Annotated in this window: 23 protein-coding genes; all 23 read right to left on the bottom strand. The window is 45.9% G+C overall.

Annotated elements, in window-relative coordinates; translation table 11 throughout:
• Positions 1 to 15: 15 nt before the first annotated feature.
• On the bottom strand, positions 16 to 1728 hold the full coding sequence (locus AR383_RS05120) for an SLC13 family permease (RefSeq protein ID WP_055732170.1): 1713 nt from the start codon (positions 1726 to 1728) through the stop codon (positions 16 to 18).
• Positions 1728 to 3146: a sulfate adenylyltransferase subunit CysN gene (gene cysN / locus AR383_RS05125; RefSeq protein WP_055732171.1), complete on the bottom strand. Its 1419-nt coding sequence runs from the start codon at positions 3144 to 3146 to the stop codon at positions 1728 to 1730. The genes AR383_RS05120 and cysN overlap by 1 nt, the downstream gene beginning before the upstream one ends.
• A gap of 104 nt (positions 3147 to 3250) precedes the next feature.
• Entirely contained in the window at positions 3251 to 4156 is a 906-nt protein-coding gene (gene cysD, locus AR383_RS05130; RefSeq protein ID WP_055732172.1) for a sulfate adenylyltransferase subunit CysD, read from the bottom strand.
• Positions 4157 to 4343: 187 nt separating this feature from the next.
• Positions 4344 to 4715 (bottom strand): hypothetical protein, encoded by a 372-nt coding sequence (locus AR383_RS05135; protein WP_055732173.1) that lies wholly within the window; start codon positions 4713 to 4715, stop codon positions 4344 to 4346.
• A gap of 31 nt (positions 4716 to 4746) precedes the next feature.
• Positions 4747 to 5343, bottom strand: a complete 597-nt coding sequence (locus tag AR383_RS05140) for a response regulator (protein WP_055732174.1) — start codon at positions 5341 to 5343, stop codon at positions 4747 to 4749.
• Positions 5344 to 5563: 220 nt separating this feature from the next.
• On the bottom strand, positions 5564 to 6337 hold the full coding sequence (locus AR383_RS05145) for an MlaA family lipoprotein (RefSeq protein WP_157051646.1): 774 nt from the start codon (positions 6335 to 6337) through the stop codon (positions 5564 to 5566).
• 152 nt (positions 6338 to 6489) lie between these two features.
• Positions 6490 to 7737: a c-type cytochrome biogenesis protein CcmI gene (ccmI, locus tag AR383_RS05150; protein WP_055732176.1), complete on the bottom strand. Its 1248-nt coding sequence runs from the start codon at positions 7735 to 7737 to the stop codon at positions 6490 to 6492.
• Complete coding sequence (locus AR383_RS05155) at positions 7737 to 8207, bottom strand: cytochrome c-type biogenesis protein (RefSeq protein WP_055732177.1); 471 nt, start codon at positions 8205 to 8207, stop codon at positions 7737 to 7739. The genes ccmI and AR383_RS05155 overlap by 1 nt, the downstream gene beginning before the upstream one ends.
• A 2-nt stretch (positions 8208 to 8209) precedes the next feature.
• Complete coding sequence (locus tag AR383_RS05160; RefSeq protein WP_055732178.1) at positions 8210 to 8743, bottom strand: DsbE family thiol:disulfide interchange protein; 534 nt, start codon at positions 8741 to 8743, stop codon at positions 8210 to 8212.
• Positions 8744 to 10735, bottom strand: a complete 1992-nt coding sequence (locus tag AR383_RS05165; protein ID WP_055732179.1) for a heme lyase CcmF/NrfE family subunit — start codon at positions 10733 to 10735, stop codon at positions 8744 to 8746.
• 9 nt (positions 10736 to 10744) lie between these two features.
• The gene (gene ccmE, locus AR383_RS05170; protein ID WP_055732180.1) at positions 10745 to 11239 is read right to left on the bottom strand and encodes a cytochrome c maturation protein CcmE; all 495 of its coding nucleotides are present in this window, start codon (positions 11237 to 11239) and stop codon (positions 10745 to 10747) included.
• Positions 11236 to 11442, bottom strand: coding sequence for a heme exporter protein CcmD (gene ccmD / locus AR383_RS05175; RefSeq protein WP_055732181.1), 207 nt, complete (start codon positions 11440 to 11442; stop codon positions 11236 to 11238). Before ccmD ends, ccmE begins: the two co-directional genes overlap by 4 nt.
• Positions 11432 to 12199 carry a heme ABC transporter permease gene (locus AR383_RS05180; protein WP_055732182.1) on the bottom strand — a complete coding sequence of 256 codons (768 nt, stop codon included), beginning with the start codon at positions 12197 to 12199 and terminating at the stop codon, positions 11432 to 11434. Before AR383_RS05180 ends, ccmD begins: the two co-directional genes overlap by 11 nt.
• A gap of 32 nt (positions 12200 to 12231) precedes the next feature.
• Positions 12232 to 12897: a heme exporter protein CcmB gene (gene ccmB, locus AR383_RS05185; RefSeq protein WP_157051647.1), complete on the bottom strand. Its 666-nt coding sequence runs from the start codon at positions 12895 to 12897 to the stop codon at positions 12232 to 12234.
• Complete coding sequence (ccmA, locus tag AR383_RS05190; RefSeq protein WP_055732184.1) at positions 12897 to 13532, bottom strand: cytochrome c biogenesis heme-transporting ATPase CcmA; 636 nt, start codon at positions 13530 to 13532, stop codon at positions 12897 to 12899. Before ccmA ends, ccmB begins: the two co-directional genes overlap by 1 nt.
• Before the next feature lie 172 nt (positions 13533 to 13704).
• A complete protein-coding gene (locus AR383_RS05195) occupies positions 13705 to 14130 on the bottom strand; it encodes a DUF2802 domain-containing protein (RefSeq protein ID WP_055732185.1) in 426 nt (141 codons plus the stop codon).
• Complete coding sequence (locus AR383_RS05200; protein ID WP_055732186.1) at positions 14131 to 14619, bottom strand: chemotaxis protein CheW; 489 nt, start codon at positions 14617 to 14619, stop codon at positions 14131 to 14133.
• 137 nt (positions 14620 to 14756) lie between these two features.
• Complete coding sequence (locus tag AR383_RS05205; RefSeq protein WP_055732187.1) at positions 14757 to 15416, bottom strand: chemotaxis protein CheW; 660 nt, start codon at positions 15414 to 15416, stop codon at positions 14757 to 14759.
• A 142-nt stretch (positions 15417 to 15558) separates the two neighbouring features.
• The gene (locus AR383_RS05210) at positions 15559 to 16344 is read right to left on the bottom strand and encodes a ParA family protein (RefSeq protein ID WP_055732188.1); all 786 of its coding nucleotides are present in this window, start codon (positions 16342 to 16344) and stop codon (positions 15559 to 15561) included.
• A complete protein-coding gene (locus AR383_RS05215; RefSeq protein ID WP_055732189.1) occupies positions 16344 to 17252 on the bottom strand; it encodes a flagellar motor protein MotB in 909 nt (302 codons plus the stop codon). Before AR383_RS05215 ends, AR383_RS05210 begins: the two co-directional genes overlap by 1 nt.
• A 1-nt stretch (position 17253) precedes the next feature.
• Positions 17254 to 18000, bottom strand: coding sequence for a flagellar motor protein (locus AR383_RS05220; protein ID WP_055732190.1), 747 nt, complete (start codon positions 17998 to 18000; stop codon positions 17254 to 17256).
• A complete protein-coding gene (locus tag AR383_RS05225; RefSeq protein ID WP_055732191.1) occupies positions 17993 to 19135 on the bottom strand; it encodes a protein-glutamate methylesterase/protein-glutamine glutaminase in 1143 nt (380 codons plus the stop codon). The genes AR383_RS05220 and AR383_RS05225 overlap by 8 nt, the downstream gene beginning before the upstream one ends.
• Positions 19136 to 19159: 24 nt before the next feature.
• Entirely contained in the window at positions 19160 to 21277 is a 2118-nt protein-coding gene (locus tag AR383_RS05230) for a chemotaxis protein CheA (protein ID WP_055732192.1), read from the bottom strand.
• Positions 21278 to 21280: the final 3 nt, after the last annotated feature.

The following is a 21280-nucleotide window of genomic DNA, read 5'->3' on the forward strand; positions in this document are numbered from 1 at the left end:
ACTAAAGGGGGAATATTAGGGGACTAACGTTAACACCACAATAGCGTAGACGATGGCCACAGGTAAGCCCAGTTTTACAAAATCACTTAAGTTATAGCGCCCGGCATTGTAGACCATTAAGTTGGTTTGATAACCATAGGGGCTAACAAAGCTAGCGCTGGCGGCGAAGGCCACTGTCATAACGAAGCTCATTGGATTGACCCCTAAAGCATTGGCTAGGCCATAAGCCAGCGGAAACATCAGTGCGGCGGCCGCATTGTTGGTCACTAACTCGGTGAATATCCATGTCAGTAAGTAGATACTAACCAAACCTAATATTGCCCATTGCCCGCTTAAATTGCCGTTAACTAACTTGGCGATAAGCTCCACCAAGCCGGCATTGTGCATGGCTTGGGATAAAGCTAAAGCCGAGGCCACAATTAACCAGATTTCCTTAGGAAAACGCCTTACGATTTCCCCCGGACTTAAGCAGCGGAAGAACAACAACCCGCCCAATAACAGCACCATGGCTTTAAATAAGCTAATTAGGCCCAATGCTGCCGCGCCAACGGCAATGATAAAGCCACCAATCGCGATCCGCTCGGCCATGCCGCTTAAACGCGTATCGGGTTCAACACCGCTCACCAGAATAAAGTTTTTACTTAAGTTGCTTCTGGATTTGAAATCACTGCCCACAGCTAGCACCAAAAAGTCACCCGCTTGTAAGCCCACCTCACCTAATTTACCGGAGACGCGTTCACCATCACGTTTAATCGCCACCACTGCGGCATCGAAGCGAGCTCGAAAACCAGCGTCTTTTAGGCTTTTACCAACCAGCATGCTTTCTGGGCGAATCACCACCTCGGTCAAGTTAGAACCGAGCAAGCCATTGGAATCAGCAAAAGTTTGCAAACCGGAAAACTGATTTAACTGCATAACCTTAGTAACATCGCCACTAAAAATGAGTCGATCACTTTGCAGCAACACTTCGCTAGGAGCCACAGGGCTAATCAGTTTACCGTCTCGTACAATTTCAGCTAAAAACAAGGACTCCAAATGACGCAAGCCGTTTTCTTCGACACTTCTTCCAATTAAGGTGGAATCGGCCTGTATTTTCGCGTCAATAAAATAGTCTTGGTATTGATTTTCTTCGCGAGCGTGATCAGGCAAGAATCGAGAAAAACAAGCCATGGTTAGGCCACATAATACCACCGCTATTAGACCTATCAGGGTAAAATCGAAGAAACCTAAACTTTGGCCGGTATGCTCCAACAATAAGCTGTTTACGATAAGGTTGGTGGAAGTGCCAATTAAGGTGAGCGTTCCCCCCAATATTGCCGCATAAGACAGGGGTAATAACAAACGGCTGGCGCTGTGATACGGATTATTGCGGATCGGCGCTAATAAAGTAGCCACCACCGCAGTGTTATTTAACGCCGCCGACGACAACACCGTAAATGAAAATAAGCGCAGTCCAGTTGAGCGCAGCGAGGGCTTAATAATTGATGCCGCTAATAAACGTAGAATACGGGTTTTTTCTAGAGCAATAGAACACAGCATTAGCAATACCAAGGTCATCAAACCTTGGTTAGAAACACTGGCTAATAGTTGGTCTGTACTGACTAAATCAAGCACATACAATAGCAACACCACCGCGCCAAATACCTTAGCAGGTACTTGTTGATAGCGAATGAGGCACGCGATGGTGCCAACAAATATTGTCAGCACCAGTATGGCTTGAATAGTCATTACTTCAGTAGTTCGTTTAGGTCTTTAGCTTCCCAATGTGGGAAGTGCTTGCGCACCAAAGCATTCAGCTCGAGTTCAAATGCCGAAAACTCATGCTGAGTTGTTTCGTCAATATTGCCTTTAGCCTTAATAACACCAGCGCCTACTGTTACGTTGGAAATTCGGTCAATAATGATGAACGAACCCGTACCCTTAGCTCTTTCATACGTATCAAAGGCCACCTGCTGACTGAACTGCACTTGGCACAGACCAATTTCGTTCAGGCCTAGACGCACCGCTTCTTGTTCTTCAAGAGTATTCACATCGATCTGATGTTCAATTTTGGCAATAGAGCCAGAAGTGGTTTTAGCCGCCAATTTGAAATCGTATTGCTTGTGGGCAATCATCGGCTCTTCTGCCATCCAAACAATGATCGCTTCAGCACTGTTCGCCACCCAAGGTTGGTTATTGCTATGAACCAGCATATTGCCACGGCTAGCATCAATTTCATCTTCTAGGGTTAAGGTAACCGCCATTGGCGCATAGGCTTCTTCCAACTCACCATCGAAAGTGACAATGCTTTTCACTTTGGAGGTTTTTCCCGATGGTAGTGAAGTGACTTCGTCGCCTTTGCGCACCACACCCGAGCTAATGGTTCCGCAAAAGCCACGGAAATCTAAATTAGGACGATTTACATATTGCACAGGAAAACGAAAATCATCGAAGTTCTGCCCTGCGCTAATCGGCGCACTTTCCAACATGCCCATTAAGGTTTCGCCGTGATACCAGCCACTTTGCTGGCTACGTTCTACCACGTTATCGCCGTTGAGAGCCGAAATAGGCACAAACTTGATACTATCAATGTTAAGTTTCTGCGCAAACTTTTGATAATCGGCTTTAATTTCCTCAAAGCGTTGCTCAGAAAACTCCACTAAATCCATTTTATTAACAGCAACAATCACTTGCTTAATACCAAGCGTTGACACAATGAAGCTATGACGACGCGTTTGCACCTGTACACCATAACGGGCATCAATCATCACAATGGCTAAATCACAGTTCGATGCACCGGTCGCCATATTGCGAGTATATTGCTCATGCCCAGGAGTATCGGCGATAATAAATTTACGCTTATCGGTAGAAAAATAGCGGTAGGCTACGTCAATAGTAATACCTTGCTCGCGCTCTGATTGTAAACCGTCAACCAACAGCGCTAGGTCAAACTCGCCATCGGTGGTATTAAAGCGTTTGGAATCATTTTTAATGCTGGCCAATTGATCTTCAAAAATCATTTTTGAATCATGCAATAAGCGACCAATAAGGGTGCTTTTCCCATCATCAACACTGCCACAGGTGAGTAAACGTAGTAGCTGTTTCTGTTCGTGCTGATGTAAGTATTCTTCGATATCTGAAGCAATCAATGTAGATTGATGAGACATTGTTTCCTCGCTTGCTGGTATTTAACCAGGCTCTAAATTCTGTTTTAACTAAACCAAACTATTTGGTGAATATAGTGATGAGATCTGTACTGCTATGAAAATGGCTAGAAGTAACCTTCCATCTTCTTCTTCTCCATCGAGCCAGCACTATCATGATCGATCACCCGACCTTGGCGCTCCGAGGTTTTAGTTAACAACATTTCTTGAATCACCTCAGGCAAGGTAGTGGCTTCAGACTCCACCGCGCCAGTGAGTGGATAACAGCCCAGCGTGCGGAAACGCACCATCTTATGCTGGATCTCGCCCTCTTCTACTGGCATACGCTCGTCATCCACCATGATTAAGGTGCCGTCACGTTCTACCACAGGGCGAACTTTAGATAAGTACAGCGGAACAATGTCGATATTTTCGAGGTAGATATATTGCCAAATATCCAGTTCAGTCCAGTTTGATAGAGGGAATACTCGAATACTCTCACCCTTGTTTACTTTGGAGTTATAAGTATTCCACAACTCTGGGCGCTGAGATTTTGGATCCCAACGGTGGTTCTTATCACGAAACGAGTACACGCGCTCTTTAGCACGAGACTTCTCTTCGTCGCGGCGCGCACCGCCAAAGGCTGCATCAAACTGGTATTTATTTAAAGCTTGTTTCAAGGCTTGGGTTTTCATTACATCGGTGTGTACAGCACTACCGTGGGTGAAAGGGCCAATGCCCATTTCCAAACCTTCGGGGTTCTTATGAACTAACAGCTCGAAGCCGTATTTCTCCGCCATACGATCACGAAACTGGATCATTTCCTTAAATTTCCAGTCTGTATCTACATGCAATAAGGGAAACGGGATCTTTCCAGGATAAAAAGCCTTGCGCGCTAAATGAAGCATTACCGCAGAGTCTTTACCCACAGAATAGAGCATAACCGGGTTCTCAAATTCCGCCGCTACTTCGCGAATGATATGAATACTCTCGGCTTCTAATGCTTTAAGATGAGTTAAATTATAATTTTCCATTTAGTCTTCAGCTCTTAGTTCGTTATATCGTAATAGAATATAAAACAATGTCAGACTAACTGATTAAACTAACCGCGACTAGTAATAACGCTATAACATTATGCTACTTTTAATAACTTCAAATTCTAAGCTGGTAACACAGAGCAGATACAGATAAGCCTAAAAATGGCAGCAATGAACGACTTGTTTATGCCACCGGAAACAGCTTCAAGCTAATGCAGTCATCAACCAAATTCTTAAAGCGCAAACTAAAGCCTATTTCAGACAGCCTTACTAAACATTCCAAATAGTGGGCCGAGGCGTTTAAGCCTAAAGCTAAACCCGGTTGAGCTTGGTCGAAGGGGGCTGGTACATCTAGCAGGCCGGCGTTGGCAAAGCTAACGCAATCATCCTTTATCACCCCGTATAAGCATCCTACAGGGGCACGAAGATCAGCCGCGTTTAAAATTTTATTTAACGAGCTCAAAGCTTGGCTTGGCTGAAGCGAAGAAGGGTCGTTAATAGATAAGCGGTTCCACATATCTTGGAAGAAGCCATTAATAATCACCGCAGCAATCACCCCTTCATCCCCATTAAACAGATATCAACCACTAAAAATGCCACATGGTTAGCGTCGATTTGCTTAAGGATGGGAAACAAGCTTTGCCCTTAAGGCGGTAATGACAGAAATAGCCCATTAATTCTTGGGTAGGCTCGGGCATGATTTCTTGTAAAACTAGGCTAGCTTGCACATCGTTAGCTTTAAAATGCGCCTTATGCTCAGAAAACTCGCTAAACTCCATTTGCAAGTTATGCTCTTCCGCCATAGAGAGGTTGGTTAGAATCGTATTGGTGATTTCTTTAAAATCGGTAATCGGTTTGACCAAAAAGTCGCTCGCGCCTAGGGCCATCACTTGACGTAAATCCGCCATGGTACTTTTACCGGAAATAACCACCACAGTGCCGCTAAAATGAGCGAGATTTTCTAATAATTCCACGCCTCCCATTTTAGGCATGATTAAATCCATTAAGATAATGTCGTAATGTTGCTGGCCAATTGCCTCTAAGGCAGCTTCGCCATCACCCACGGCCCCAACCATAGCGCCTTGTTGAATTAAAAATGCAAGCAATTGCTGACGAAAAACCACTTCGTCTTCTACTACTAAAATGGAAACTCCATGTAATAAATGGTCGTCCCGCTGCTGCATTCCCGGCAAAATCCTTTATTTATTAACGAATTAATTAATGTCTAATGGTCCAATCTCTTGAATATATAAGTAAAACCAGCGGAACGCCAGTTTACTCAAATAAAATTGAACACACTAAAAGGTGAACAAAATAGCAACAACAAGATAATCAGAGAGGTGAAAATAACAAGGCTATGCATCAATATCTGCATAGCCTATCCAAAAGCATAGCTCAGCTTAGCTAATATGCTTCAATTTCGTCCAAATAATCTTCCAAGGCCGAGTCTATATCGTCTTGCGATTGAGTAGGAGGCTTACCGTTATAGAAGCGGTATAAACGGTATTGCATGTAGGCCTCTTTGATGAAAGTGTAGCTGTCTAAGGAGTTATCCAATAAGGGTTCTTGTTCAATAACCGAAGAGCGCTTATAGAGGCCATCTAAGCCCCATTTTACTACCTGTTCAGCAAAACTCAGATTGTTTAGTGGAGAAGCAAAAGCATCTACCCAATCCCCAACTTCCTTACGAACGGTACTCGGGCCAAGCACCGGTAACATAATGTAGGGGCCTTCAGGCACCCCATAAAATCCTAATACGTCGCCGAACTCTTCGATATCACGTTGAACTCCAGACTTGCCCATTAAGTCAAAAATCCCAAATAGACCAAAACTTGAGTTAAACACGAAACGCAACAAGTTGTTTGATGCACGTTCCACTTTGCCTTGCAGTAGATGATTGGCAAAGCTGGCGGGTTCTTCCAAATTACGAATCACATTATTTAGGGCTTCTCGAAGCCCAAAAGGCACATACTTGGCGTATCCATGAGTGGCAGGACGATAAATAGGTTTATCTAGATAATGGTAATTGAAGTTCCACATTCGACGGTTAAAACCTTCGAAGGGATCAGTGATATTTTGATAGGACTGAGCCTCAGCCTCTTGCGCAGTTGCTGTAGTCGAAAAAGCCGTTGAAATAATTGCAGCAAACACCATACAAGCTGTAACTATATTACGCACGCCCACTCCTTCCTTGGTTAAAACTTCATACCAAGCGCGCTTCAACTGCGCACCAAAAACAAATAAAGCTTGCTAGCAAGCTTTAATATTATGACACCGATATCCAAAGCTGAGTAGTCTTATTTATTGACAATTCAATAAGAAAGAACTTGCTATAAACGCGTATCTATGTGCAATTGAATGGTTTCTTGCTGCTCCGAATTGATCGGATCAGACTCTCCCTGCCAGTCTCCATCAGTGGTTTGCGCGTTATTATCATATGACAAACGAGCGGTGATATAGAAGGTGCCCTGTTGGGATAATTTCAAACCTTCCATCATGCTATCGCTGTCTGATAGGGTCAGCGTTAGCGGAAAACGGGGATGCGCAATTTTTTTAGCCGCCAATGGCATGGGCGGGCCATTTACCGCTTTAGCAAACACAAATAAGAAGCTTGAATCTGGCACTTCCACGCCCTCTTGCACGTCCACCGTAATCTGATAACTCGGCCCTGTTACCGCAGCCGGCTCACTGACTTGCTCTTGTTGTTGAGCTTGCTGCGCCAATTGGGCTTTAGCAAAGTCGATGCTTTGCTGCAGCATCTGATGACGCTCTGAGTCGGCATCAACTAAGCTAAGCATACTCTGCCAACGGTCGATGGCTAACTGAAATTGCTGCTGTTCTAAAGCCATAAAAGCATACAAAGACCACAGCTCTAACTGTGAAGAGTCTTGTTGTAATGCCCGTACAACAATACGTTCAGCCTTAGCTTGTTGATTTGCATCGCCACTGTAAAACAGCGATTGGGCATATACTGCAATAATACTGGCACTACTAGGGTCACGCCTATAAGCCTGCTCGGCAGCGTCTGTCATCATGTCGAGACGGTTTAGCGCTTGTCCGACTTTTGCTAACAAAAACCAGCCGCGGGTATCGTTCGGCTCGTTATACAACTTAGTCCGCAAGCCTAAAGCAAAGTCTTGCAGATCTTGGTCACTGACCTCTGCGCCTTCACCCAGCAAAATTCTATTACTTAACTCAGGCATTTTTGCGACCACGTTTTGCCAGTCTTGTACCTTGTCGGCACTCCCCAACTTAAAGTAAAAGGCCAGCGATAAGGCGATAACAATGGCGACACCAGGAAGCACTAACCAAATGGATACCGCCTGCTGTTGTTTACTGTCTTGCTCGGGAATATCGTCCAATAAGTTGTGTTGCAACTCGCTCACCAACAGCTGACGATCGTCGGCCAGACCTTGTTGGTCTTCTTGTTCTATTTCTTGCAAGCGGTCTTTGTATAAAGTTTTATTTAGTTCAGTCTGGGTAATCGAACGCCCATGTCGCTGGCGCATAAAAGGCATCACCAATGCAGCCACCGCCAATAGGGTTAACACGAAGGCCGCTAACCAAAATACTGCCATTACTTATCTTGCTCCGTCTGTTTGATTAAGGCCTCAAGGCGTTGCTGTTCATCGGCGTTTAACTCTGGCTTAGAGTCGGCCTTACGTTTGGCCATACGCAATACCACCAGCAAACCCAACACGATGATGGCTAAAGGCGCCGCCCACAGTAACATTACCGCAGGTGTTAATGGCGGATCATAACGAACAAAGTTACCGTAGCGAGCCACCATGTAGTCTAAAACTTGCTGCTTGGTACTGCCCTGCTTCACCATTTGGTAGGTTTTTTCACGTAAGTCCTGTGCTAAACCCGCATTAGAATCAGCAATATTGTTGTTCTGACACTTGGGGCAACGCAGCTCTCGAGTTAGCTCTCGAAAAAGTTGCTCCTGCTCGGGGCTGTCGAACTCGTGAACATCAATCGCTGCGCTTAACTGGCTAGACAGAAAAAGTACGAACAACAGAGTAACAGCCTTTAAATAATGATTCATAGTTACTCCAAGGCACTGAAGATAGGCGCAAGCGTATCTTGCCAATTGCGTGGATTAACATCGCCCACATGGCGATAACGAATAATCCCGTGACTATCTATGAAGTAAGTCTCTGGCGCGCCGTAAACGCCTAAATCAAGAGCAAGTAAGCCCTTACCATCGTAGAGGTTGATTTGATAAGGATTACCCAATTGCTCTAGCCATTGAATCGCTTTTTGTCGATCATCTTTATAATTTAAGCCAACTATCTTTATCCCTTGTTGCTCGGCAAGAGAATTAAGGAAAGCATGTTCAGCGCGACAGGTGGGGCACCAAGTAGCCCACACATTTAGCAGCAGTGGCTCACCCTTGAAAATATCCGCTGCATATTGCTTATCTTGCTGATAAATATCCTGCAAGGTAAATTCAGGAACCGGCCGGCCAATCAACACAGACTCCAGTTCAGTGGCATCACTGTATAAACCTCGGTATAAAAATACCGCCATCATTAAAAATGCCACTAAGGGCAATAAAAAGTACCAAAAACGCTTGCTCACTTAGCCCTCCTCTACAGGCGTACTGCTGCTTGCTGCGCGCGAATTAAGCTGGCTTTGTTTTACCTTAAAACGATAACGCTTATCACTAATAGCGAACACGCCACCTATAGCCATAATGATTGCCCCTAACCAAATCCACCGAATGAAAGGCTTGTAATACAAACGCACCGCCCAAGCACCACCAGGTAACTGCTCACCCATGGCGGCATATAAATCACGCCAAAAACCGGCATCAATAGCCGCTTCGGTCATCATATTACGCTGCACGCGGTAGAAACGTTTCTCCGCCCGTAACGAGCCCGCCAGCTTATCACCTTGATAAACGTCAATAATTCCAACATGGCCTTGGTAATTGGGGCCAACTAAAGGCTCGACCCGCATAAAATTAAACTGATAATCGGCAAAGCTTACCGAATCGCCAGCTTCCATGCGCAGGTCTTTTTCAATACTGTAATGGCTAGTTAAGGCAACGCCAATAATGGTCACAGCCAAGCCTAGGTGGCCTAATACCATCGCCCAGTGAGAGCGCCCCAACACAGTTAAACCTTTAACAAAGCTATGGCGATGAGTAGCGCGTAAGTACACTTCCAAAACCGTGCAAGCAATCACCCAACAAGCTAGTACCACCGCCATATAGGCTAAGCCATAAAACTGAGGTGCAAACACCGCAAACAGTGCTGCGGGAAGTAGCAAACTTAAACCCGCAATAATGATTAACTGAGATTTAAGTGGGCCAAGAGCCTGACGTTTCCAACGCAATAGAGGACCAATACCCAAGGCGATAGCAAAAGGGACTATCATCCAACTAAACATACGGTTAAAAAACGCTTCGCCAATGGAAATACTACCTAAACCAATCTCTTTATGGATTAGTGGCAATAAGGTACCCAGCAACACTACGACTAAAGCTGCCACCAACAAGATATTGTTAATGAGTAAAAAGGTTTCTCGTGAAAACAAGCTATAACTGCCACGGCTCGTCACCTGCGAACCGCGGATCGCAAATAGCAGTAAGGAACCACCAATCACCACCAACAAGAAGGCCAGAATAAACAGACCTCGTGCAGGGTCACTGGCAAAGGCGTGCACCGATACCAATACCCCAGAGCGAACCAAGAAGGTACCCAGCAAGCTCAGTGAAAAGGCGGAAATAGCCAATAGCACAGTCCACGACTTAAATACTCCGCGTTTTTCCGTTACCGCTAAAGAGTGCAGTAGCGCTGTACCCACCAACCACGGCATGAATGAGGCGTTTTCTACTGGATCCCAAAACCACCAGCCGCCCCAACCTAGTTCGTAATAGGCCCACCAACTGCCAAGAGCGATACCTAGGGTGAGAAATACCCATGCGGCCATAGTCCATGGTCGCGACCAGCGCGCCCAAGTGGAGTCAAGGCGCCCCGCCAATAAAGCAGCAATAGCAAAAGCAAAGGCGACAGAAAATCCCACATAACCCATATACAATAACGGTGGATGGAAAATCAGTCCCACATCTTGCAGTAAGGGGTTAAGATCCTGACCATCTATCGGAAAAAACGGCAAAGTTCGCTCAAAGGGGTTTGAGGTTAACAATATGAAAAGGTAAAAGCCAACGCATATCATTCCCATCACAGCCACAACCCGCGCTACCGCATCCAAAGGTAGGCCTCGGCTAAATAGAGCCACTGCTGCGCCCCAGCCAGACAAGATCATCGCCCATAATAACAATGAGCCTTCATGGGCGCCCCACACCGCCGACAAGCGAAAATAAAGTGGCATTTGACTGTTCGAATTATTCGCCACGTAAGCCACTGAAAAATCATTGACCGCGAAGCTGTAGCTGAGCACGGCAAACGAAAGGGCAACAAAGGCAAACTGAGCCAAGGCTAGAGGACGAGCCAAGCGCATTAACGTCAGGCTATTTTTGCTAGCTCCCCATAGCGGGTACACGCTTTGCAACATGGCTAACGTAACCGCGAGAATAAGTGCGTAATGTCCAAGTTCAGGGATCATAATAACTCTCTAGTGTCCTGAGCCTTTAAGTTGGGCTTCGGTGTATTCGGGTTTGAAATGTTCCATTCCTTCCAAGGCGTCAGCCACTTCAGGCGGCATGTATTCCTCGTCATGCTTAGCAAGCACTTCAAAGGCTTCTACTGTGTTGGCGTTTAGTAAATGACCTTGAGCCACAATACCCTGTCCTTCGCGAAATAGGTCAGGCAGTATGCCTTCGTAATTGATAGTAACCAAACCACCGCCAGCATCACTTAATTTAAAACTGACCTGCAAGCTGGTAGGCGAACGCTCAACCGTACCCGGTAATACTAAACCACCAATCCGTAAACGCTGGCCCACTTCAGGTTTAAGCTGATCTTTGCCTTTACCATTTACCAGCTCACTGGGGGTATAAAACAAATCGATATTTTGTTGTAAGGCAAACAGTAATAATCCAATTGAAGCCCCTAAGCCGAGTACAATGGCAAGTACTATGGTTAAGCGTTTTTTACGTCTTGGATTCATAGGCGTTCGGTTACCTCTTTAGCTGCTTGTCGTCGTTGCTGGCGCGCGGTTTGTCGCGCTACCGATTTAAAAATCGCGTTACGTTTAATTATGCTGTCTACGATGATAGCTAACATAGCCAAGGCACTTACGCCAAAAGCCAACCATACATAGAAGCCATACCCGCCCATGGCGAAGAACTCACTGATAGAATCAAATTGCATTCGGCTTCCCCTTCTCTTGCAGGTGGCGTGCTATCAATTGTTGAACCCACGGACGTCGCTGTTCTCGACGTAGTAATTCGGTTCTAAAACGAACTAGGCTCACCGCACCTAGGAAGAAGCCAAAAGCGAGAATGTTCACTAATAATGGCCACAACATACGAGAATCAATAGAAGGTTTGGCAAACTTGGTAATGGTGGCACCTTGATGCAGGGTGTTCCACCACTCAACGGAATAATGAATAATTGGTAAGTTAATCACCCCAACTATGCTGAGAATACCCGCCGCTCTTCCCGCCATAGTTTTATCGGAAAATGCGTTATACAACGCCATCACACCAAGGTATAAAAATAACAAGATAAGTTCTGAAGTCAGTCGAGCATCCCATACCCACCAAGCTCCCCACATAGGTTTGCCCCACGCAGCACCAGTGAACAAGGCCACAAAGGTGAATACAGCCCCCACTGGAGCCACCGCAGCAACGTACATGTCGGCCTGCTTAATCTGCCACACTAAACCAATAAATGCGGCCACCGCCATGGAGGCATAAGCGCCCATCGACAATATGGCTGAAGGCACATGAATATAGATAATTCTAAAACTATCACCTTGTTGGTAGTCGGCGGGCGCAAAGGCTAAGCCCCAAATCAAACCAACAACAAAACACACAATGGCAAATGCACTAAACCACGGAATAAACTTTCCTGCTAACTGGTAACTTGCTTCAGGTTTGGCATAAGGATGCAACCATTTCCACATTTGGCTTTCAACTCTCTCAGTTGTATTTAAAATTAATTAACGCTAACTCTTAGGGCTGCCGCCGTAGCGAAAGGCGCCAAGGTTAAGCTGACTAAACTAATCGCGCCCATGATCGCTAAATGTCCACTATAGGGCAAGCTCAAAGAGGCGGCTTCAATGGTTGAAGTCGCAAAAATTAACACCGGTATATACAAAGGCAGGATCAATAAACTCAATAATACTCCCCCTTTACGCAAGCCTACTGTTAGTGCCACCCCAACGGAACCAATTAAACTCAAAACTGGCGTGCCCAATAACAAAGTATAAAAAGTGGCCTGATAACTGTGCCACTCCAAGGACAGCAATACCGCCAGAAGCGGCGATAGTAATAAGATGGGAAGCCCGGTAATTAACCAATGAGCAATAATTTTGGCCAAGGCAATTAAACTCAAAGAACAACCACTCAGCATCATTTGTTCTAGTGAGCCATCGGCAAAATCATCACGAAACAAGCGCTCTAAAGACAGCAATGAAGACAGTAGTGCCGCCACCCATAAAATACCTGGGGCAATTTTGGCCAATAAAAGAGGCTCCGGCCCTACGGCAATAGGAAATAAAGTGATAACAATAACAATAAACCACAAGGGGTTTAATACATCTGACTTCTGCCTAAATGCCGCCAATAACTCACGTTTAATTACCGCAATAAATGGCTGCATTATGCTTGTTCCTCATAGGCAGGCGTAATTGTTAAGCATCGATACAAACTTGGCTCTAGAGAAAGCTCTTGATGGGTTGTAAGTAGTACCATGCCGCCGGCTTGCGCATGAGCGAGCATGACTTTTTCCAGATAAGCCACACCTTGTTTATCGATGGCGGTAAAAGGCTCGTCGAGGATCCACAGCTTACGCTTTACTAACCAAAGACGGGCCAGTGCCACTCGACGCTGTTGCCCTGCGGATAAATGCGCTACAGGCTCGTCTTCTAGGCCCGCTAAACCGACTTTAGCCAGCAAGCCATGTAACTCTGACGAAGTGACTTTTTCCCCGGCTAAACCTAGATAAAAATGGAGATTTTCGATGGCACTAAGCTCGGCCTTAACCCCAGCGTGGTGGCCCAAATAAAGACACTGGCGCTGATAACTATCGGTCACTTGACTAATGTTGCGCTCCTGCCAAGTAATACTGCCATGCTCGGGCCGAGATAAACCAGCCACTAACCTTAATAGGCTAGTTTTACCCACCCCGTTTGGTCCAGCGAGCTGAAGAATTTCTCCACTAGCAAGCGAAAAGGACAAGTTGTCGAAAAGCACCCGCTCTTCTCTTACGCAACACAGACCACTAACTTTGAGCATTAATAAATCTTTGAAAAAACCTTGGCAGGGATGGTATCACAGCTAAAGCTTAAATCTAGCCGCTATAGAGGATTAAAAACCGAGTTTGAGAAGCCTGCAAAGCCGTCAAACACCAGCAATAGAAAAACGAAACTCGCTGGCGAAATTCACAAGCGAGTCACTATTTACTGGCTCAACTGGCTTGGCCTTTCATCTTATTACGTAAGCTAAGCAACAGCTCAGCTTCAGCCTTAGGCAGTTCGCATTCACGCATCACTTCATCGAGATCAGCGCCTAATTCAACCAGTTTTACTGCGCGGGTATACAGCTTACTATCGGCATCTTGAGACTGGATTTGTGAGGTGCGCAAAAAGACTTGCTCAACTTGTTCACTCTGTCTTTCCAGCTCTTGCACAAAAGATACGTTAGCTTCGTGAAGTTCTTCCAACTGCCGCTCAACTAAGCGATGAGACTGAAGCAAGTTTTTGGTCAAAACTTCCAAGCTTTGTATTTTTTTCTGGCCTAGTTCAGACTGCTTTTTGGCCTGATGACTAAACCAAGCAGCCCCAGCCAAACAAACTAAGGCAAGCCCTAGGGCAATAACACTAATCCAGTCCATTTATAAGGAACTTAACTCATCCCACTCATCGTCGGAAAGTAGTTTGTTTAAATCAACAAGGATCAACAATTGTCCATCACGGTTACTCACGCCTTGAATGAACTTAGCACTTTCTTCGGTACCCACATTTGGCGCAGTATCTATTTCAGAAGAGCGTAGATATACCACTTCTGCAACACTATCCACCAAGATACCAATCACCTGAGATTCGGCTTCAATAATAACAATTCGAGAATTTTCAGTGATTTCTGCAGAAGGCAGACCAAAGCGTGAACGGGTATCAATAACGGTAACCACGTTGCCGCGCAAGTTGATAATCCCCAATACGTAATCAGGGGCACCGGGAACCGGAGCAATTTCGGTATAACGTAGCACTTCTTGTACTTGCATCACGTTAATACCATAAGTTTCATTTTCTAGCTGAAAAGTCACCCATTGAAGCACTTCGTCTTCGGCAATGTTTTCTGCGATGTTACGCTGCTCGCTCATCTGCATGTCCTTTTAGTGTTCTTGAGTCCAACCGGATCTCGCAACTGATACTCTTCAGTATATATCATATCTTATAAAACTAAATGGCGGATTTTCCTAGCCTTTCAAGACAAGAAGACTACCCACCTCCCACTATTTTAGCGCCCTTCGATATCTACGCCATTACTCAACATCGCTTGCAATTCTTCAACATGCAACAGAGCGCACATTTTTTGTTTTACCATGCCTGCTAACCAAGGCCTTTTACCTGGCTGACTACGCCATTTCACATCTTCTTTATTTAAACGCTCAGTACCTAATAATTTTTCACAGCTAAGCCCCCACGGGGTTTCACCTAACATTACTAGGTATTTATAACTAGGTTCGAAGGGCTGACCAGGCATGACCCATTTAGCCGTGTCAACTACCGATAACTTTTGCTCGCGCTCAATCATGATGCCAGAGAACCAAGCAGGCTTACCAAATAGAGGGCTCACCTCAGTAATGCGATGAATACCGCCTAAATTGGTGAGAGGCACCCCAAAGGTGACACCTGCTACTTCAAAGAATAGCACCTGAAACTCATTGTCTGTCTCAATATTTTGCCATTCACTTGCACTCTCTTGCACAAGCGCTTGCTGCTCGACTTGCGTCTCTAGTTCCGGCTCTGCCTGCTGCACTTGCGGTTCTGCGACTTCTATTTCCGGAGCTGGCTCTGGCTCGAGAGCTTGTTCGGGCAATTCCTTGATAGGTAGCAAGGCATTCTTGGCCTCAGCTTCGGCTACCGCCGCAACACGTTGCTCGGCTTCGGCGAACAAAGTGGCTAATGGTTTGGTTTGCGGTTTAGGCGCGGGTTCAGCTTTTTGCTCGGGCGGCTGACTCGGCGCTAAAGGCTCGCTGGATTCACTTAACAGTGAATCAAAATAGTCCCCAGCGCTTGTTCCATTAATTTGTCGCTATTCATAACAGCCCCTGGTCATCTCTCATCTGCATGAGGTGGGCCAATAAGGTTTGATAGGCAAACACTCCTCGGCAATTTTTTATATGGTAAGACGGTGGAGTATGGCGCAAGCTGGCATCACGAAATTTAGTATCAATGGGGATCACTGAATTCCAGATATTATTTGGATAAGTCTCTTGTAGCTCTTTTAGGGCAGCTAAAGAAGCACGAGTACGCTTGTCATACATAGTAGGCACAACAGTATAACGTAAACGCTCAGGACAAGAGCGCTGCATAATCGCCAGAGTTTTAACCATGCGCTCCAAGCCTTTGATCGCCAAAAACTCGGTTTGCACGGGAACCAGCACTCTGTCACTGGCAGCTAGGGCATTGACCATCATAACCCCCAACACCGGTGGGCAATCAATCAGTACGTAATCGTAACGTTGTTCCACGCGCGCCAGAATACGTTTAAGAATTAAGCCCATGCCTTCACGTTGCCCAAGCACCTTATCAAGAGTAGCTAAAGCCATACTGGCAGGAATTAAATCTAAATTATCAAATGCGGTAGACTGAATGCTGTGATTGACCATTGCATCATCTAATTGGCTATTTTGATATAACTCATACAGAGTGCCTTGCACACTATCCACGTCAAAACCTAAATAGCTGGTTAATGAAGCGTGAGGGTCGGTGTCGAGCAATAATACGCGCTTTCCTTGTTGCGCCAACAGTCCGGCTAAAGAAATAACGGTGGTCGTTTTACCCACTCCACCTTTTTGATTTGCCACTGTCCAAACTTTCACTATGGTTCCTGCCTTGTTGTAAAACGCACTCCGCCGCCTTCTAAGGGTACTGCTAACATTGTCTCACTGTCAGGTTTTCGACGTTGTTTAGGTGCTAAAAGCTCTGGTTCAGCCACCTGTTCCCTAGGTTTTTCTTGCCATAAGTTTTGCGACAGTGCTATCACAACCCTGCGCTTAGCATTATCGGTATCCTCATTGGCATATTCAGCATAAGCTTCTAAAGCCAGTTGTGCAGGGTTGACCCCCCTTGCTTGCAACTCTCTTAATACCCGCGTGGCTCTAGCCGCAGACAGCTCCCAGTTACTGGGATATAGTTCACTATCAATACTGTCTTCGTCGGTATAACCACGTACTCGAATATAGTTTTTTAACGGTCTTAACTGCTCGGCCAAGGTGTTAATTACTTGCTCTGCAGGCTTTAATAAATACGCACTGCCCTTAGCAAAAAACAAACGGCTATCTAGCTCTATGGTCAACCAATGTTGATCGTAACTTACGACTATATCGTCGGTTTTCAAAAAGTCTTTAAATTCCTCTGCCAAATGTTCAGCCAATTGACCAAACTTCTCCGCGGGAAGCGTTGCAGGTTGGTCAATAATGGCCGCCTTGGCCTGAGTATCAGGGTTTGCACCTTGCTGTAGAATAGATTCACCCCAAGCTTGCTCCGTAGGACGAAGCTCACTTTGATTAACATCGATAAGTGGCTCATCACTTAACTTAGCATCAAATAAACTAATGGCTTGCTGCCAACGTTGTTGCAATTCTGGATATTCCTGCTCGTTGGCCATCGCCATCGCATACAGCACGACAAACAGGGCAAACATCAGGGTCATATAATCGGCATAAGAGACTAGCCAACGCTCGGTACTGGCATTACGTTTAGCTTGGGTGGCATAACGGTGACGCATACTAGCCCCTCTCCCAAGTAAAGCTAGCCAGACGACGCTGCACCTCTAAACTCCCTGCACCTTCTGCAATACACACTAAACCGGTCAGTGTCATTTCTTGATAAATGGCTCGCTCCCCTGCCAATGCACGCAACTTATTGGCTAAAGGTAAGAATACGAAGTTAGCAAAGCCCACTCCATAAATGGTCGCCACGAAGGCCACCGCAATCCCTTGGCCTAATTGCTCGGGGCTAGTAAGAAATGCCATTGCTTGAATCAAACCTAACACCGCACCTAAAATGCCAACGGTAGGGCAATATCCGCCCATGGCCTCAAAGACCCCTGCTTGCTTTTCCAAGCGATTTTGCTCAAGATCCAATACATCTTCTAAAGATTGTTTTAAATGCTGTGGCTCAGCACCATCAATGAGCATTTCAAGCCCCAACAAACTAAAAGGATCGGCAGACTGGCGATGCTTTTGCAGCACCAGATAACCATCTTTGCGAACGGTATGAGACCAGCTTAAAATGAGTTTAGATTGCCTAGCAAAATCAAAATTAGATTTTTGCCAAACCTTGGGAATGGACTTAATCGCCAATACAAATTGTTCAGCAGGCGTTTGTAACATCACCGCGCCAATGGTACCGCCGACAACGATAATAAAGGCATGCAAATTGACTAAATCGCTAAGGCTACCGCCAGCCAAAGTATGGCCAAAGCCAACAGCAGAGAAGGCGAGTAATACGCCAGCTATGCTAAGTTTATCCATTCCCTATTTCCGCGACGATAGCTTCAGAAAAGCTATCTAAGGGCATCTGTTGCGATGCAAGACCCGCACTCGCGACCGCCTGCGGCATACCATAAACAACACATGAGGCTTCATCTTGTGCCCATATGGTCGAGCCTTGCTCTTTAAGTAAACGGCATCCGTCTCGTCCATCGGCTCCCATGCCAGTGAGTATCATCGCTAGTACATTTGATTGATGACTCTTAGCCAGTGAGGCAAAAGTAATATCCACACAGGGTTTATAGTTAACCTTGTCATTGCCATCGATCACTCTCAACCGGCCATATTGGCCTCGCCCTTCCACTAACATTTGTTTTCCGCCCGGCGCTAAATAAGCCCACCCAGGGCGCAACTCATCACCATCTTCCGCCTGCTTAACATTAATCCGCGACAGACTGTTTAAACGCTGAGCAAAAGCTGCAGTGAATGTAGCTGGCATGTGTTGAATCAACAATATAGGTTTGGAAAAGCCCGCGGGTATTTGAGTCAAAATAGTTTGCAGTGCCACCGGCCCGCCGGTAGAGGTACCAATTGCCACTAACTTATAACGCTTACCAGAAGGTTTAAACTTAGCCCGCGGGGCCAATTTATCCGCGTCTTGGGCAGCATTAGCAATCGGTGATTTCAGAGGCGTACAGCCACGCGAAGAGGTAAGCGTAGACGGACGGGAACTGCGAGCGCTAGTCAGTGGGCTAACCGGCGTGCGCCGCGCCATGACTCGACGCCTTGCAATCGCCTTAACACGCTGCTGTAGTAGGCTCACCGCCTCTTCTCTATCGCGAGCGATGTCTTCAAACTTTTTAGGAATAAAATCGAGAGCACCGGCTTCAAGTGCATCTAAGGTTGCCTTGGCGCCTTCATGAGTGAGCGAGGAAAACATCAGCACGGGTGTAGGATGCTTGGCCATAATTTGCTTTACGGCCGTTATCCCATCCATCACTGGCATTTCTATGTCCATTGTAATTACATCAGGCTTTAAGCGCCCAACCATTTCAATGGCTTCTTGACCATTTTTTGCAGTATCAATAACCTCGAGTGAAGGGTCAGCGTTAATAATTTCGCTGACTCTTCGCCGAAAAAAACTCGAGTCATCAACAACTAATACTTTTATTGCCATGCTAAATTCTTCTTAAGATAACGCTTACATTTTTCGAGCGTAGCGTTTCAGTAAGCTGGGAATATCGAGTATTAGTGCAATTCGACCATCACTGGTAATTGTTGCTCCCGCCATACCGGGGGTGCCTTGTAACAATTGATCGAGAGCCTTAATCACCACTTCTTCTTGGCCAATTAAGTTATCAACAACAAAACCCACTTGCTGAGGACCAATTTGCACAACTACAACGTGCCCTTGTGATACTCGCTCACCAACTCGACCGTTACGATTCAACCAATCTTGCAAATAGAACAAAGGAATAGCTTTGTCGCGAACGATGACCGTTTCTTGGCCATCAACCACATTGGTTTTAGTTAAATCTAAATTAAATATTTCGTTGACACTGGTTAGTGGTAAAGCAAAGGTTTGTTTACCCACATCTACCATTAAGGTCGGCAGAATAGCGAGAGTTAAAGGCACTTTAATTTGCAAAGTGGTGCCTTTACCCATAGCTGAGTCAATATCCACCGTACCATTTAATTGCGTAATGCTGGTTTTAACCACATCCATACCCACACCGCGGCCAGAAATATCCGAAATTTCTGTTTTGGTGGAAAAGCCAGGCGCAAAAATTAAACTGTAGGCATCTTTATCCGACATTCTCGCCGCCGCATCGGCATCTAATACACCGCGCGAAATAGCGATTGATTTTAACTTCTCGGCATTCATACCTGCGCCATCATCTTCAATCATTAGTAAGATGTGGTCACCTTCTTGAGAAGCCGATAAACGGATAACACCGGTTCTAGGTTTACCTGCTGCAACACGGTCGTCGGGCATTTCAATACCATGGTCAACAGAGTTACGTACCAAGTGAACCAAAGGATCGGCTAAGGCCTCTACCAAGTTTTTATCTAAATCGGTATCTTCACCCACTAACTCAAGGTTAATGTCCTTTTTCAAGCTACGTGCTAAATCACGTACCACACGAGGGAAGCGACCAAACACCTTCTTGATTGGCTGCATTCGCGTTTTCATTACCGCCCCTTGCAAATCGGCTGTCACGACATCCAAGTTTGCAGTGGCTTTAGACATTTCTTCATCGTTGCTATTTAAGCCAAGACTAACTAAACGGTTGCGCACCAATACCAACTCACCCACCATATTCATGATTTCATCAAGGGTGCGAGTGTCTACCCGTACCGTTGTTTCACCATGAGGAGCGGCTTGCTTCGCCTTAGCCGGTTCAGCCTTAGCCGCAACGGGCTCGGGTTTACTGGGAGCAGGTATAGCCACTGGCGCTGGGCTAGCGGGTTTAGCGTTTGAACTGGCAGCCGGTGCTGGTTTGGCTGCAGCAGGTTTAGCTTCTGGAGCTTTACCTGCTCCATGCAGTTGATCTAGCAGACGCTCAAATTCATCGTCGTCAATTTCATCGCTATTGTTAGCCGCTGCAGGTGTAGCAGGCGTATCAGCTTTTGCCGGTGCTTTAGGCGCAGCTCCAGGCGCTTTAGTGCCATGCAGCTCGTCGAGCAATTTCTCAAACTCTTCGTCGGAAATGTCACCACTATCCGTCGAGCTCGCGGCAGAGGTGTCACTGGGCTTAGCAGGAGCAACTGGCGCACTTGGCGACGCGGTTCCATGCAGTTCATCTAGTAAGCGCTCAAATTCGTCATCGGTAATTTCATCAATATTCGATGTATCTGAGACTTCATTAACGGGTTCTGGCTCAGGCTCAGGTTCTGGCTCTGGTTCTGGCTCTGTAGCATCGGCAGATGCTGGTTTAGCCAATTGATGTAGTCGTTCAATAATTTCTGGCGAGGCAGGAGTAAGCTCTTCACGAGCTTGAACCTGAGCAAACATATCGTTGACCGTGTCAAGAGCTTCGAGAATAACATCCATTAATTCAGAAGAAACACGCCTTCCACCATTACGCAGAGTGTCAAACACGTTCTCTGCGCCATGACAAACATCGACTAATTCAGTTAATGATAAAAATCCTGCGCCACCTTTTACCGTATGGAAACCACGGAAAATAGCATTAAGTAAATCACTATCATCTGGGCGCTTTTCCAAATCAACTAGCTGCTCAGATAGCTGCTCAAGGATCTCGGCCGCTTCAACGAGAAAGTCTTGTAAGATGTCTTCATCTACATCAAACGACATGCG

The organism is Agarivorans gilvus (assembly GCF_001420915.1).
Taxonomy (GTDB): Bacteria; Pseudomonadota; Gammaproteobacteria; order Enterobacterales; family Celerinatantimonadaceae; genus Agarivorans; species Agarivorans gilvus.

What these genes read in the sequence shown, in the direction of transcription:
- AR383_RS05180 (WP_055732182.1), bottom strand. Translation starts at nt 12,199, where the DNA reads ATGTGGAAATGGTTGCATCCTTATGCCAAACCTGAAGCAAGTTACCAG.
- AR383_RS05120 (WP_055732170.1), bottom strand. Translation starts at nt 1,728, where the DNA reads ATGACTATTCAAGCCATACTGGTGCTGACAATATTTGTTGGCACCATC.
- ccmI (WP_055732176.1), bottom strand. Translation starts at nt 7,737, where the DNA reads ATGGCAGTATTTTGGTTAGCGGCCTTCGTGTTAACCCTATTGGCGGTG.
- AR383_RS05225 (WP_055732191.1), bottom strand. Translation starts at nt 19,135, where the DNA reads ATGGCAATAAAAGTATTAGTTGTTGATGACTCGAGTTTTTTTCGGCGA.
- ccmB (WP_157051647.1), bottom strand. Translation starts at nt 12,897, where the DNA reads ATGCAGCCATTTATTGCGGTAATTAAACGTGAGTTATTGGCGGCATTT.
- AR383_RS05155 (WP_055732177.1), bottom strand. Translation starts at nt 8,207, where the DNA reads ATGAATCATTATTTAAAGGCTGTTACTCTGTTGTTCGTACTTTTTCTG.
- AR383_RS05200 (WP_055732186.1), bottom strand. Translation starts at nt 14,619, where the DNA reads ATGAGCGAGCAGCGTAACATCGCAGAAAACATTGCCGAAGACGAAGTG.
- AR383_RS05195 (WP_055732185.1), bottom strand. Translation starts at nt 14,130, where the DNA reads ATGGACTGGATTAGTGTTATTGCCCTAGGGCTTGCCTTAGTTTGTTTG.
- cysD (WP_055732172.1), bottom strand. Translation starts at nt 4,156, where the DNA reads ATGGAAAATTATAATTTAACTCATCTTAAAGCATTAGAAGCCGAGAGT.
- AR383_RS05140 (WP_055732174.1), bottom strand. Translation starts at nt 5,343, where the DNA reads ATGCAGCAGCGGGACGACCATTTATTACATGGAGTTTCCATTTTAGTA.
- ccmE (WP_055732180.1), bottom strand. Translation starts at nt 11,239, where the DNA reads ATGAATCCAAGACGTAAAAAACGCTTAACCATAGTACTTGCCATTGTA.
- cysN (WP_055732171.1), bottom strand. Translation starts at nt 3,146, where the DNA reads ATGTCTCATCAATCTACATTGATTGCTTCAGATATCGAAGAATACTTA.
- ccmD (WP_055732181.1), bottom strand. Translation starts at nt 11,442, where the DNA reads ATGCAATTTGATTCTATCAGTGAGTTCTTCGCCATGGGCGGGTATGGC.
- ccmA (WP_055732184.1), bottom strand. Translation starts at nt 13,532, where the DNA reads ATGCTCAAAGTTAGTGGTCTGTGTTGCGTAAGAGAAGAGCGGGTGCTT.
- AR383_RS05215 (WP_055732189.1), bottom strand. Translation starts at nt 17,252, where the DNA reads ATGCGTCACCGTTATGCCACCCAAGCTAAACGTAATGCCAGTACCGAG.
- AR383_RS05165 (WP_055732179.1), bottom strand. Translation starts at nt 10,735, where the DNA reads ATGATCCCTGAACTTGGACATTACGCACTTATTCTCGCGGTTACGTTA.
- AR383_RS05230 (WP_055732192.1), bottom strand. Translation starts at nt 21,277, where the DNA reads ATGTCGTTTGATGTAGATGAAGACATCTTACAAGACTTTCTCGTTGAA.
- AR383_RS05220 (WP_055732190.1), bottom strand. Translation starts at nt 18,000, where the DNA reads ATGGATAAACTTAGCATAGCTGGCGTATTACTCGCCTTCTCTGCTGTT.